Genomic DNA, 12308 nt, shown 5'->3' with positions numbered 1-12308 from the left:
CATGATGGATCTCCATGAAAGCGAAGCGCCGATCGGCCATACCCTTGCTCGATAAATCCGGTACTGCGCTCCAGTCCCGGCCAGTCCGCCGACGCAATCGCGACCAGCCCACTCTGCCCTTCGATCCGATGCCCGACCGCATCGAGCCGTGCCTGGCGCTTCTCCGGCCGACGCCGCCGGAAGGACCGGAATGGCTCTACGAAATCAAATGGGACGGGTATCGCCTCGCCATCCACATCGAAGCGAAGGGTGTTAGGGTCATCACGCGCGGCGGCCACGACTGGACCGATCGCTTTCCACGGATCGCGGAAGCCGCGAAGAGGCTGGACGTCGGGACCGCCATCCTCGATGGCGAGGCCGTGGTCCTCAACAAGGAGGGCCATGCGGACTTCGGGGCGCTGCAACGCTCGCTCGGGGGCCGCGGCGGCAAGCGCGCCTCGACGGAGGCGGTCTTTGTCGCATTCGATCTTCTCTATTTTGATGGCCACGATCTGACCAAGACGGAGCTTTCGGTTCGCCGGCATCTGCTTACGGATTTCCTCGACGGCGCAAGCGGCGCGGTGCAGCTGTCGGAAGAAGCGCACGGTGATGGCGTCGAGTTGCTGGCAAATGCATGTTCGATGGGGCTGGAAGGCATTGTTGCCAAGCACCGCGAGCGGCCATACAGGTCGGGACGAACAGGCGACTGGATCAAGGTCAAATGCGTTCAAAGTGAGAGCTTCATGATCGTCGGCTATGAGCAGTCCGCTGCAGCGCGTAGCGGGATCGGCAGCCTTCTGCTTGCCGCCCGGCGGGGCGATAGCTGGGTGTCGGCGGGTTCTGTCGGGACCGGGTTCAAGGCGAAGGATGCCGAATACCTGCGCAAGACATTGGACAAGCTGAAGACGAAGAAACCGGTCGTGCCAGTCAAGGGCAAGAATTACCTGTTCGCGCTGCCGACGCTTATCGCCGAGATCGAGTTCCGCGGCTGGACGGTCGAGGGAAATCTGCGCCACGCCTCCTATAAAGGCTTGCGCGAAATCCAGGACAATGCCGCGGTGTTCGATATCGCCACGCTTGGAGACCGCAGCTGACCGGCGTTACCGATCGAGGTCAGCGTGGTCGAGGCCCAAGTGGTCCAGCACGAGTTGCAGATTGCGGCGGTTGGACTTGAAATAGATATCGAAGACATCGCCGAGGACCGGCACGCTTCCTGCGACCGTGTCGAAGCCGACATTGACAAGCATCTTCACCAGCTTGTCATTCGGCACGCCGAGACGGCGCGCCTCGTTTACGATGACGAGGCTGATAGCCGCCGCTGCGAAATCGCCCACGCCTGGGATGAGGCCAAGAACCGAGTCCGCGCCCACCGATACGCGCGTGCCGGGAATGCGGAGCGCCGTGTCCATCAACCGTACCAGGCCGCGGATGCGCCGAAGGCGGGTCAGGTGCTCGATGGGGACAGTGTGATTTTTCATGCGTCCTATGTGGTCTTGGCGCCCCTGCCGTTCAGAGCTCATGCCGCAGCCTTGTGCTTGCCGAGCCGCTTGATGGCCTGTTCGAGCTCGCGCTGTCCGTCGCAATAGTCCTCCCACGCAATCGTCTTCGTTAGCAGCGCCGGTACGGTCCGCACGGTGAACCGCTTCGGATCGAGATCGGATTTGACCTGCGTCCAGGTTAGCGGCATCGACACGGTGGCGCCCGGACGCGCCCGTGGCGACAGCGGGGCCACCGCCGTCGCCATGCGGTCGTTGCGCAGATAGTCGAGGAAGATGCGGCCTTCCCGCAGGCTTTTCGTCATCTTGATGAGGTAAAGGTCTGGATTATCGCGGGCCATCTCCTGGCAGACGTCACGGGCGAAGCCCTTCGCCTGCGCCCATGAAAGTGGCGTACGCGCGTTCACGGCCAGCGGCGTCACCACATGCAGTCCCTTGCCGCCAGTCGTCTTGCAGAAGCTGACAAGTCCCAGATCATCAAGCCGGTCCCGCATTTCACGGGCGGCCGCAACCACAGCCGCGAACGGCACATCCGGACCGGGGTCGAGGTCGAAAACCAGCCGGCCCGGCACCTCCGGTTTTCCTGGTTCGCAGTTCCATGGATGTAGTTCGATGCCGCCGATCTGGGCGACGGCGACGAGGCCTTCTACACGGTCGACTTGCAAATACGGCTTCTTGTCGCCGAACACCTTGACCAGCTCCAGCAGGTTTGACGTACCCGGCATGGCGTGGCGTTGGAAAAACTGTTCGCCGCCAATGCCGTCAGGCGCGCGGATGATCGAACACGGCCGGCCCCTGACATGTTCGATCAGCCAAGAGCCGACCGCTTCGTGATACCGGGCCAGCTCTTCTTTGGTGACGGCCTTGCCGTCGTCGGCGTCCGGCCATAACGGTTTGTCCGGATTGGAGATGAGCACGCCCATGACCTCGGCTTTCGCGCCCTTGCGGCGCGGGACCTTGTTCACCATCGGCGCGGGCTTGGGCGTTTTGGTCTTCGCGGGGGATGCCGGCTTTTCCGCCTCCACCTCATCGGCCGGCTTGTCCTCCCGCAGGCCCTTGAAGGCGGCCTGGCGGACTTGCCCGTCTGCGGTCCAGCCAGCGAATTCGATCTCGGCGACCAACTCGGGTCTCACCCAGACGACTTCCTTTTCGTTCTTCGGCGCGCCGATCCCCGTGAACGGCGACTTCGTCGTTTCCACAGCCTTCAACTTTGGCAGCAGTGTTTCGACCTTCTTGGCGCTGTAGCCTGTGCCGACGCGGCCGACATAAACGAAATGCTCACCGCGATTGACGCCGGCAAGTAGCGACCGGAACTTGCCATTCGTGTTGGCGTATCCGCCGATAACCACTTCATGCCCGGCGCGGCATTTCGATTTCGCCCAGGTGTCGGTACGGCCGGACTGGTAGGGCGCATCGGCATGCTTCGAGACAATGCCCTCGAGGGAAAGCTTGCACGCAGAACGCAGGACCGCATCGCCGCCCGTCTCGAAATGCTCGACGAAGCGAAGACGAGGATTGTCGGTCGCATCTGCTAGCAGCTCCTGCAAACGCGCCTTTCGATCGGTAAGCGGCCTCGGCCGCAAATCCTCGCCGCCGTCGAACAGGAGGTCGAACGCGAAATAGACCAGGTTGCCGGTGGTGCCTTCCGACAAGGCGGCCTGAAGCGCCGCGAAATCCGGAGCGCCATTGTCGTCGAGCGCGCAGATCTCGCCGTCGATAATGCAGTCGGGCAGTTGGGAGGAAGCGCTCGCTATCTCCGGATATTTGGCCGTCCAGTCCAGCCCTTTGCGGGTCTTCAGCATGACCTCACCGTCAGCGACCCGCATTTGGATGCGGTATCCATCGAACTTGATCTCATGCAGCCAGTTCTTCCCGGCCGGCGGGCGCTCCACGGTTTCGCAGAGTTGCGGAGCAATGAAGTCGGGCAAGTCAACCCCGGTCGACGCCGCCACATCCTCCCGACCCCGCTCTTTGCGTTTACCGGCTGCGCGCCCTCGCTTGCTATCCCAGACTGCGTCGGCCTCGACCTCACCGCTCGCCATCATGAACGGCTTGGGCTTGCGCCCCTTGCCGCTTGCGATCTGCTCCATGGTTCGTCCAGAAGCCACCGAGGTCATGTTCTCATCCAGGATGGCAGCGCCGTTCTCTTCAACGGAATGATCGTCATGATGCTTGATCAGCAGCCAATTGGTGCGCTTACCGCCGTCGCGGTCGTTGCGCATCCGCACGAGCACGAAGCTGCCATTTAGGCGCTTACCCTGCAGCACGAATTTCAAATCGCCCTTCTTCAGGGCTTCCTCCGGCGACTTGTTTCCTTCCGGCTCCCAATAGCCCCGGTCCCACAGCATGACCGTGCCACCGCCATACTGGCCTTTCGGGATGGTGCCCTCGAAATCCCCATAGCCGAGCGGATGATCCTCCACCTTGACCGCCAGCCGCTTGTCATGCGGATCAAGTGACGGCCCCTTCGTCACAGCCCAGGACTTGAACACGCCGTCGAGTTCGAGGCGAAGATCGTAATGAAGGCGCGTCGCGTCGTGTTTCTGGATGATGAAGCGAAGCCGATTGGCCGGCTTGACAGCGGCCGCGCCGCTCGGTTCCTTTGTCTGCTTGAAGTCCCGTTTCTTCTTGTAGGTTGAGAGCTTGTCAGCCGCCATGATCGACCTCAATCCATCCCATCAGGAAATTCCTTACACTGGAGTCGAAAACCCCCGCGCCGGATTGTTGTTCCTCCAAGGACAGGTCCCGCCTGTCCGATGGCAGGTGTTTCGTGTGAAGAATATCCTCTGCCGGCGGCGCGGTGGTTAGGCACAGCCGATGCCATGCCAAGCAACCTACCGAGCTGCCTTGTCCGTCAATGTGCTCGCAGACCGTCAAGGTGCTTGATGGGATCTGCCTAGTTCACTCGGCGCCTTGAGGGACATCGCCGCTCCCTTTTGGGATCGGCCTGGTGGTCGCTACCGCAGGCGCTGCGTTGGCGGCGGCGCCGACGATTTGCTTTCTAGCGGTAAATGTCGAGCGTGCGATTACGGTGGTTCGGATGGGTGCTGTAGACGAAGATGCGATTGAGGTCGCGGTCCGTCAGCATGCGCAGGAACCGCGCTTCGATAATGTTGTTAGCATGCACCCGCTTTGTCAGGCAGCCGACCATCTGGATGCGGGCGCTCGGGATGTCCAGGTAGAAATTCTGTGGCAGCGGGTACTGCGTGAGGATGCTGATCAGGGCGCCGCTTTTCGAAAGCTTGATGATCTCGCAGCGACGAGAGCTCAGTTGCGTCATGCCCTTCTCAGTGTATTCGATGCGCGCATCGTTCCGCGTGTCCTCCATCGGGAAGTTGGTTTCCCGATCGTACATGAAGGACTCTTGCTTGTTCAGGAAGTGCTGATACATCACCGGCGCCGCGCCTCTCATCAAAAATGCCTTTCCGTATCCCCTTTTGAAACAGACTAGCGGCAGAGATTTAACAGAGGGTTTGGACAACCGATCCACGGAGCCGTCAACCCGTCGGCTTCCAAAGGTAGCGCGGCAACCTTGCTCACCGCTGTTGACCTGGCAAGAAAGCTCTTGCCTTCGCCAAGCCAGCCTACATTCGTTTCGCATGCGACGGCGAGACTCTTGGGGAGATCGGCGAGCCCCAATTATCCCCGCGGACCGGGGCCGAGTTCCATCGATATTCCCCGTACTGGAGCCGATTGGCGCGTCCTCAGTCCCGCTTCCCGACGGGGGCGATCCTGGCTTGAAAAGCCGGCCTTGGGGCGGAGGTCAGAAGTTGCCGCGACCGCGAAACGGAAGCGCGACCGATACTATTCGACGAAAAGTCGCCGTATCGCGTGATCTCCAAAGGGCCCATGAAAGCCCCGCAAAGGCAATGGTTACAGCCGCGCCTACCAGTCGATGCGTCCTTCGCCTCGGACGAATTGCCACTATGCCCATGTTCTCAACACGCGTCTGCAAGCGACGCACCTGCTTTCTAAGTCGATTGATTTCCTTAGCAGTGTTTCTCTGCTGTGCCGGAATGCCCACGAAATCTTTAGTGGGATCGACGATCGCCTTCGGAATAGGCAGCCCGATATCGGCCATGTTTGATCCTCCTGCATATTTGTAGGTAAACAGTACCTTGGGAGTTTTGTTCCAACTGACGACGTGTCGGGTTTGTGGCCGACATAAATTCGTGACCTATCGTTCTTTAACGGCAATGAACCAGCTTTCGACATTGGCAGCCGGCCCCTCGCTAAGGGCAGATGCGTGACCGCCCGCATACAGGTCAAGATTGACAGCCACAAAAGGGCGTTGACTGGGACTGCGTGTTGGTTGAGGTTGACTTCTTAACACGCAAAAGATGCTGACCCGTGACACACGTGTTGAGCGGACCTGACGACCGGCCCTGGGTCCTGAAAGGGTGCACGATATGATTCTGGTTGCGAAGATTATAATGGCTGCGGCAGCGCTGCTGGTGGAGCAAAGCCAGACGCCGAGCATCATTGTCGAACGCAAACCATGTCTCGGCGAGTGCCCAGTTTACCGTTTCCAGGTGAGCGCCAGCGGGGGTATGTTCGAGGGCCGGCGCTTTACAAACGTTCATGGCGAACAGCCTTTCTCGATCACGCCAAAGGAATGGTCCACCTTTCAGTCGGCACTCGCACCGCATCGGCCACAAGGAACGGAGACCATTACCGTGGGCATGCGCGGTGCAGACAGTTTGCCACGGATCATGCTTCAGTCTCGGTGACGTGGATCGAGGTCGGACGTTCTGACCAGCTTGTCTTCAATTTCGGCTGCAGGGATCCGCGGAACGATGCTTTGGCGCGAACGCTTGCGGATGCGCCCGATTTGCTTCAGGTGGGGAAACTGATCGAGGATCGCCGTCTTGAGGATGGAGCCTGGGATCGTCCAGCAAAGTGAGCTCTGAGAGCGACTTACGACCAGGGCCTTAGAGTTAATCGCTGGGACGCTTGTGGGTTGAAAAGCAAGAGCCGTCGCCTTCCGCCTCCTTAGCGCACTGGGGGTACTTGGGAGCATTTCGGGGCTGAGGTGTGCTTCATCTGATCCCTCCGGCTTACCGCTTCCGGATGATGCACCCGTGCGCCATCCGAAGGTCCAGGAACGCCGGGAACTTTCGGCATGGTCGGAGGGCCAGGTCTGGGGCAGCCCGGAGCGCCCCAGGATCATGAAGGCGCAGATCGACTGGATCCCGCTGTCCGTCGGCTCGATCTGTGCGACGCAGGGGAAGTCCCTTGCGGTCATGCAAGTCGGGTGGTTCTCAGTCCTTCGATGCCATCAATACCCTCCGGCTGCCCGGCCGCTGGATGCGCATGATCACGATCCCCAAACGTCAGTCGCCAAGGCCTATCAGGAGTACGACGGAAATGGGCGTATGAAGCCATCGTCCCACTACGACCGCGTTGTCGACCTCTGCGAGGAGCTGATGAAATTCACGCTGCTGACGCGTCGGCCTATCTCGTCGACCGATACAGCGAGCGCAAGGAAGACGCGGAGAAGCCGGAACAGCGCGTCAAACTCAAGTCGATCTGATCATCAAAGGGTATTTGATAATATTCGAATACCCTCTGACACGGAAATGAGGTCCGCGATGCCGTGAGACGTTGGAACTTAAGCAAGCGTCGACCTGAAAGCGCCACCGTCGAGCAGAATATTCTGGCCGACAATATAGCCTGCGTACTGGCTGCAAAGAAATGCCGCGGCAGCGCCGAACTCCTCAATCGTGCCGAAGCGCCCGGTCGGATTCTCCGCATGCGCCTCCTGCCGCGCCTGGTCGATTGAGATGCCCTTCACTTCTGCCCGTCGCTGGAGAAGCACGGCTACACGATCAGTCTCATGTGACCCCGGTAGGAGGTTGTTGATCGTTACGCCATGTTTCGCGACTTGCCTTGCCGTCCCTGCCACAAAACCGGTCAGTCCGCTGCGGGATGCGTTGGACAGGCCCAACTCCGGGATCGGTGACTTTACCGAGGCGGAGGTGATGTTGACGACGCGCCCCCAGCTCCTATCGATCATACCGGGCAGAACCGCTTTCATCAGCAAGATCGGGGTCAGCATGTTAGCGTTCAGTGCGTTCAACCATTCATTCGTCTCCCAATCAGTCCATAACCCAGGCGGCGGTCCCCCTGCGTTGGTGACGAGGATGTCGGCTTTCGGTTCCGCTTCGAGAAGCTCTTGCCGACCTTCTACGGTCGTCACGTCTGCTACCACGGCATAGACTTCGGCACTTGTCAGCTCGCGAAGCTCCCTCGCGGTGGCCTCCAGCGCGTCCCGGTTACGACCGTTCAGGGTAACGATCACGCCCGCCTCTGCGAGCTTCTGCGCCACGCCTCTGCCCAGCCCTTTCGAGCTCGCGCAGACGATCGCGCGCTTGCCACTTATTCCCAAATCCATCGTGGTTCCGTCCTTCTATTGGATCGCATCTTTTGCGATGTGCTCAACCGCATGGATCAGGCCATCGACCTCTCCCGCCGTATTGAAATAACTGACCGAGGCTCGAGCTATTTCCTGCAGTCCGCGCGCCGTCATGTCGAAGGGCGTGTAGGGTACGCCGTTCGCCCCGATTGAGATACTCTTCTCTGCTAGTCTGCGTCTCACAACCGATGCCGAAATTCCCTCCACCGTGAAAGAAACAAGGCCCGACTGTTTCTCCCCGAGATCGCGCACCTCAACCGCCGGAATACGTTTCAACCCGTCCCGAAGCCGGGTTGCCAGTCGGGCTATGCGGGCTTGGATCGCCTCGACACCCAACTCCGAAGCCAGCGCGAGTGCTTCGCCGAGCCCCAGGAGCAGTGATATAGGCGCTTCGGACGTTTCGAATAGACGAGCATCTTTCCTCAGCTCGACTTTTCCATTCACGAGAGGGCCGGAGCTCACGTCAACGAAACTGGGATCGAGCTTCTCAAGAAAATTGGAGCGAACGTAGACGAGAGCCGTTCCGCGCGGCCCTCTAACGTATTTCCTGCCGGCCGCCTTGAGCACATCGCAACCTATCCTCGACACATCGATAGGAAGCTGACCAAGTGCCTGCCCGGCATCCACGAAGTATGGGATGCGAGCCGCGTTGGCGACCCGCCCGATGGCTTCGGCGTCGTTTATCAATCCCCCGTTGGCGGGAAGCCATGTTAGCGAGATCATGCGCACCTTGTCGTCGATCATTGCGGAAAGAGCGTTCGGATCGACACTGCCGTCTTCCGCGCAGGGAATGGTCTCGATACTTGCCCCGGCATGGCTTGCCGCACGCTGCATCGATGCGACATTACCGCCCCATTCCTGTCGGCCAATTAAAATGCGCTCGCCCGACCTTAGCTGTGGCAACGCGGCAAACACGCTCCCCCAAAGGGCAGACCCCGATCCACCGAAGGCAACCTCGCCTTCGTCGGCGCCGATGAACTTGGCAGCATTGGTACGAAGTATCGCGAGCTCGTGCGCAACCAGTGCGGCAGCTTCCATCGGACCTCGCGTCGATTCCAGCATCAAGTGTCCGACAATCGCTTCGGTGACCCGCCTCGGTGGGAGCGAAGCTCCGGCGTGATTGAAGTGACTTCGCTGGGCGCAGCCGGGTGTGTCGTTGCGCAGGCCGTCGATTTTTGCGTCGGTCAGCACCTGGTCTGCTCCAGTTCCACAACCGCATCGATCTCGACGGCTGCGCCCGAGGGAAGCGAACTGACACCAATGGCGGCCCTCGTGTGCTGCCCGGCTTCGCCGAACACCGCAACCATCAGGTCGGAGGCACCGTTTGCAACCTTCGAGTGATCCTTGAACTCGCTCGTTGCCGCGACGAATACGCCAAGCTTCACGATGCGACGGACAGACGAAAGCGAGCCGTCTGTATTGGCAGCGATCTGTCCGAGAAGATTAAGGGCTGCGATACGCGCCGCTTGCACCCCCTGCTCGTGAGATATGTCCGCACCCAGGGTGCCTGCAATTATCTCACCAGCCGGCGCCTTGCTGATCTGACCGGAAATGAACAACAGGTTGCTCGCGTGGACCACCGAAATGTAATTCGCAGCCGGAGACGTCGGCGCGGGAAGTTCCAGGCCAAGAGTAACCAGTTGGTCACGGATGGAAATCGTCATCGTTTTCTCCTTTTCTTTCTTGCTTCATGAAAGAAATCCGAGGAGCCCGCCAGTTCAAAGCTTTGCGCCCTGCGATCGAATTCGTTAATGTCAGCCGTCATTGATCCGCGAGGCATCGGCATTGCGCAGTTCCCCGTTCCTCCCACCCCTTTCCGCGGCCAGGGTCTTCCAGGTGGTAGCAATCCGAGGGAGCTTTCGATTGGCGGGCGAGGAACTGCTCATTACGCAAAGCGCGGTGAGCCACCACATCAAGCAGCTCGAGAGTGCTCTCGGTACTCCACTCTTTCGTCGCAAGAGTAAAAGCATTGAGCTGACCGAGGCGGGCACAATGTTTCTTGCCACCGTCGACGAGGCCTTCACTGTGCTGTCGGAGGGCACCGCGAGGGTGCGCTCGCGATCCGGGCAGACCAGCTTGCGTGTGAGCCTGCTTCCCTCTTTCGCCGCCAACTGGCTGGTCAACAGACTTGGCAGTTTCCTCAAGAGCTACCCGGCGATCGAACTCGAATTGGATCCGACCCTGCGCATTGTCGATGTCGGGCGAGGCGAAGCGGATATCGCGATCCGATTTGGCGATTTTGGCGGGAGCAAACAGTCCTGCGTGCACCTCGCAAACGAAGATTTGTCTCCAGTGTTGAGCCCGGCGCTATACGGAGACGGATCCCAGTTTCAATCCGCGCTAGACCTGCTCAACCAAGAGATATTACAGGCCAAGAGCGGCCTCGAGTGGCAGCTGTGGTCGGAGGCAGCCGGATTTCCGCTTGAGAGGGCCAAACAGACCCGGCTGACTGACTACAACATTGTATTGCAAGCTGCTCTTGATGGTCAGGGTGTCGCCATGGGGCGAGGCCTTCTTGTTCGGGAGCATATTCGGGCGGGGCGCCTGGTTAGGCCCTTGTCGGCTTCGTTGAGCTCACAGAAAGCTGCATACTGGGCAGCCTTTGACCCGCTCTCGAAGAAACTCGAAGCGATAGAGGCGTTTGTCGCCTGGTTGAAAAATGAGATGACCCTATCGGCGCAGAGAACGTCCGGCCCCATTTTTTGATCGATGCAATCGCCGTCCCAACGGTAAAATCTGCCGGCGGATACCTCTCGGCGCGCGCCACCAAGCATTTCTGCACAAGCTAGAACCTCAAAACCGAGGAAGTAGCACTTGTTCCCCATAGAGTGGCAGACCCGGCTCTACCCCAGTGAGGCACCTTCCAGTCGATACATTGTGCGATCAGATCGTGAGGCTTCCGCTCTCTCCTCACTTATTCTTTGCGCTTGGGAAATGAAATCCGCCTAAATGGGGCGGCAACGACGACGCGGCGGCTGCGGCCCCGAAAAAACATTCTCGACGAAGGCATGGAAACGCAACCCGGGCGATGCAGGCGGGGTAATAAGGGACAGCGCCCCGCCCACTTGTCGGCCGACCCCTGTCGAATTAGGCTCTATTCTGGGAGCGACCATCGAGTGGATACCCATGTCGTCATTGTCGGAGCCGGGCCGGCCGGCCTTGCGGTCGGCGCCTGCCTAAGACGGGCGGGGCTGGATTTCGTCATCCTCGAAATGGCGCATGAGATCGCCCCCGCCTGGCGACGCCACTACGGGCGGCTGCACCTTCATACGGTGAAGGCGTTCTCCGCGCTGCCGCACATGCCATTCCCCAAGGACTATCCGCGCTATGTGCCGCGCGAGAAGATGGTCGCCTATCTCGACGCTTATGCCGAGCGCTTCGAGCTACGACCGCGCTTCGGCGAGACGGTCAAGTCCATCCGCCGCAAGGACGGCGGCTACCTGGTCGAGACCGGAACGGAGACATTCTGCGCAGGCCACGTCGTGATCGCCAGCGGCAACAATGCTGAGCCCTTCGTTCCCAGCCTGCCCGAAATCGAGGCCTTCAAGGGCAGGCGGCTGCACAGCGCTGACTACACTGAAGCCGCGCCCTTCGCCGGCCAGTCGGTTCTGGTTGTCGGTATGGGTAACACCGGCGCTGAGATTGCGCTCGACCTTGCCGAGTGCGGCGCCCGCCCGACGCTGTCGGTACGAAACGGCATCCACATCGTGCCGCGCCAGCTGTTCGGCGTGCCGATCCAGATCATCGCCATCGCAACCCAACCGCTGCCGCGAGCTGTGAACGACCGGTTGTTCCCCACCATCCTCGACCTCGCGTTAGGTAAGCTCGAAAAATACGGCATCGCCAGGCCGAAGCAGGGCATTCTTGAGCAGATCAACGCCGGACGCATCCCGGTCATCGATGTCGGCACGGTGAGAGCGATCAAAACCGGCGACATCAAAGTGGCATCAGACATCAAGCGTTTCACCGAGCGCGGTGCCACTTTCGTTTCCGGCAGGCATGCGGAGTTCGACAGCGTCATCCTCGCGACCGGCTACCGGCCGAGTTTCGAGAAGTTCCTGCCGGCGGCATTGCGGCCCGGCAAGAGCGGCGTCACTCGCCAAGCCGCCGCGCTCGGCCTTTATCTCGTCGGTTTCCACAATCCGGTCACCGGCCTGCTCAGGGAGATCGGTCGAGAGGCGGCCGCGGTGAGCGCGGATATCGAGCGGCGGAGCAGCACAAAGTGATTGCGTCAAAGTTTCAGCGATGGGTGCTTCGTCCGCGCGCGCCCCAAACATGGAGCATAGGGGTGGTCGCTACCCGGACGCCGATCAGCGTGTCATCGCCGCCGACCTACAATAAGGCTCTCGCAATGGGAAAGTCCAAGGCTAGGCTAGGCTCGGCTCGGCATTGCCATGCAACGCGAGCGCCTCGCAATA

The 12308-nt window shown here is 60.3% G+C and carries 11 protein-coding genes and 1 pseudogene; 5 read left to right on the top strand and 7 right to left on the bottom strand.

Annotated elements, in window-relative coordinates; genetic code table 11:
- The first annotated feature begins 14 nt into the window (after positions 1 to 14).
- Entirely contained in the window at positions 15 to 1073 is a 1059-nt protein-coding gene (gene ligD / locus IB279_RS18230) for a non-homologous end-joining DNA ligase (RefSeq protein ID WP_192339473.1), read from the top strand.
- Positions 1074 to 1079: 6 nt separating this feature from the next.
- Here ligD (IB279_RS18230) and IB279_RS18225 read toward each other — a convergent pair whose 3' ends face one another.
- The 4 genes from IB279_RS18225 to IB279_RS18210 all read right to left on the bottom strand — a co-directional run bounded on the left by IB279_RS18225 (position 1080) and on the right by IB279_RS18210 (position 5556).
- Positions 1080 to 1457 carry a DUF4112 domain-containing protein gene (locus IB279_RS18225; RefSeq protein ID WP_113187589.1) on the bottom strand — a complete coding sequence of 126 codons (378 nt, stop codon included), beginning with the start codon at positions 1455 to 1457 and terminating at the stop codon, positions 1080 to 1082.
- 38 nt (positions 1458 to 1495) lie between these two features.
- The gene (ligD, locus tag IB279_RS18220) at positions 1496 to 4132 is read right to left on the bottom strand and encodes a DNA ligase D (RefSeq protein WP_113187590.1); all 2637 of its coding nucleotides are present in this window, start codon (positions 4130 to 4132) and stop codon (positions 1496 to 1498) included.
- 344 nt (positions 4133 to 4476) lie between these two features.
- Positions 4477 to 4887, bottom strand: a complete 411-nt coding sequence (locus IB279_RS18215; protein WP_110819557.1) for a hypothetical protein — start codon at positions 4885 to 4887, stop codon at positions 4477 to 4479.
- A gap of 351 nt (positions 4888 to 5238) precedes the next feature.
- Positions 5239 to 5556: a hypothetical protein gene (locus IB279_RS18210; protein WP_192339471.1), complete on the bottom strand. Its 318-nt coding sequence runs from the start codon at positions 5554 to 5556 to the stop codon at positions 5239 to 5241.
- Positions 5557 to 5884: 328 nt separating this feature from the next.
- On the opposite strand from IB279_RS18210, the gene IB279_RS18205 reads away from it, so the two are divergent.
- Entirely contained in the window at positions 5885 to 6205 is a 321-nt protein-coding gene (locus IB279_RS18205; protein WP_113505733.1) for a DUF6438 domain-containing protein, read from the top strand.
- Positions 6206 to 6489: 284 nt separating this feature from the next.
- A pseudogene (locus IB279_RS37210) lies at positions 6490 to 7008 on the top strand (NAD(P)H-dependent oxidoreductase); the annotation flags it as partial.
- 78 nt (positions 7009 to 7086) lie between these two features.
- Here the strand turns inward: IB279_RS37210 and IB279_RS18195 are convergent.
- From IB279_RS18195 to IB279_RS18185, 3 genes are read right to left on the bottom strand one after another with little or no spacing between them, the layout of a single operon-like run.
- Complete coding sequence (locus IB279_RS18195; RefSeq protein WP_034799800.1) at positions 7087 to 7869, bottom strand: SDR family oxidoreductase; 783 nt, start codon at positions 7867 to 7869, stop codon at positions 7087 to 7089.
- 15 nt (positions 7870 to 7884) lie between these two features.
- Entirely contained in the window at positions 7885 to 9081 is a 1197-nt protein-coding gene (locus IB279_RS18190) for an aminotransferase class V-fold PLP-dependent enzyme (protein WP_309142292.1), read from the bottom strand.
- Positions 9075 to 9554: a RidA family protein gene (locus IB279_RS18185; protein ID WP_113187592.1), complete on the bottom strand. Its 480-nt coding sequence runs from the start codon at positions 9552 to 9554 to the stop codon at positions 9075 to 9077. Before IB279_RS18185 ends, IB279_RS18190 begins: the two co-directional genes overlap by 7 nt.
- Positions 9555 to 9654: 100 nt before the next feature.
- Here IB279_RS18185 and IB279_RS18180 point away from each other — a divergent pair, with 100 nt between their 5' ends.
- Both IB279_RS18180 and IB279_RS18175 read left to right on the top strand, forming a co-directional pair.
- On the top strand, positions 9655 to 10596 hold the full coding sequence (locus IB279_RS18180; protein ID WP_309142291.1) for a LysR substrate-binding domain-containing protein: 942 nt from the start codon (positions 9655 to 9657) through the stop codon (positions 10594 to 10596).
- A 410-nt stretch (positions 10597 to 11006) separates the two neighbouring features.
- On the top strand, positions 11007 to 12116 hold the full coding sequence (locus IB279_RS18175) for an NAD(P)/FAD-dependent oxidoreductase (RefSeq protein ID WP_113187594.1): 1110 nt from the start codon (positions 11007 to 11009) through the stop codon (positions 12114 to 12116).
- Positions 12117 to 12308 lie beyond the last annotated feature (192 nt).

Source organism: Ensifer sp. ENS06 (assembly GCF_014852205.1).
In the GTDB taxonomy this organism is placed as follows: domain Bacteria; phylum Pseudomonadota; class Alphaproteobacteria; order Rhizobiales; family Rhizobiaceae; genus Ensifer; species Ensifer adhaerens.
The sequence above is the reverse complement of the archived record's forward strand: the minus strand, read 5'-3'. Positions and strand labels throughout refer to the sequence as shown.

Bases quoted from the DNA above. Each gene is read 5' to 3' on its own strand.
- IB279_RS18210 (WP_192339471.1), bottom strand. From the start codon at position 5,556: ATGGCCGATATCGGGCTGCCTATTCCGAAGGCGATCGTCGATCCCACT.
- ligD (WP_192339473.1), top strand. From the start codon at position 15: ATGAAAGCGAAGCGCCGATCGGCCATACCCTTGCTCGATAAATCCGGT.
- IB279_RS18185 (WP_113187592.1), bottom strand. From the start codon at position 9,554: ATGACGATTTCCATCCGTGACCAACTGGTTACTCTTGGCCTGGAACTT.
- ligD (WP_113187590.1), bottom strand. From the start codon at position 4,132: ATGGCGGCTGACAAGCTCTCAACCTACAAGAAGAAACGGGACTTCAAG.
- IB279_RS18215 (WP_110819557.1), bottom strand. From the start codon at position 4,887: ATGAGAGGCGCGGCGCCGGTGATGTATCAGCACTTCCTGAACAAGCAA.
- IB279_RS18195 (WP_034799800.1), bottom strand. From the start codon at position 7,869: ATGGATTTGGGAATAAGTGGCAAGCGCGCGATCGTCTGCGCGAGCTCG.
- IB279_RS18225 (WP_113187589.1), bottom strand. From the start codon at position 1,457: ATGAAAAATCACACTGTCCCCATCGAGCACCTGACCCGCCTTCGGCGC.
- IB279_RS18205 (WP_113505733.1), top strand. From the start codon at position 5,885: ATGATTCTGGTTGCGAAGATTATAATGGCTGCGGCAGCGCTGCTGGTG.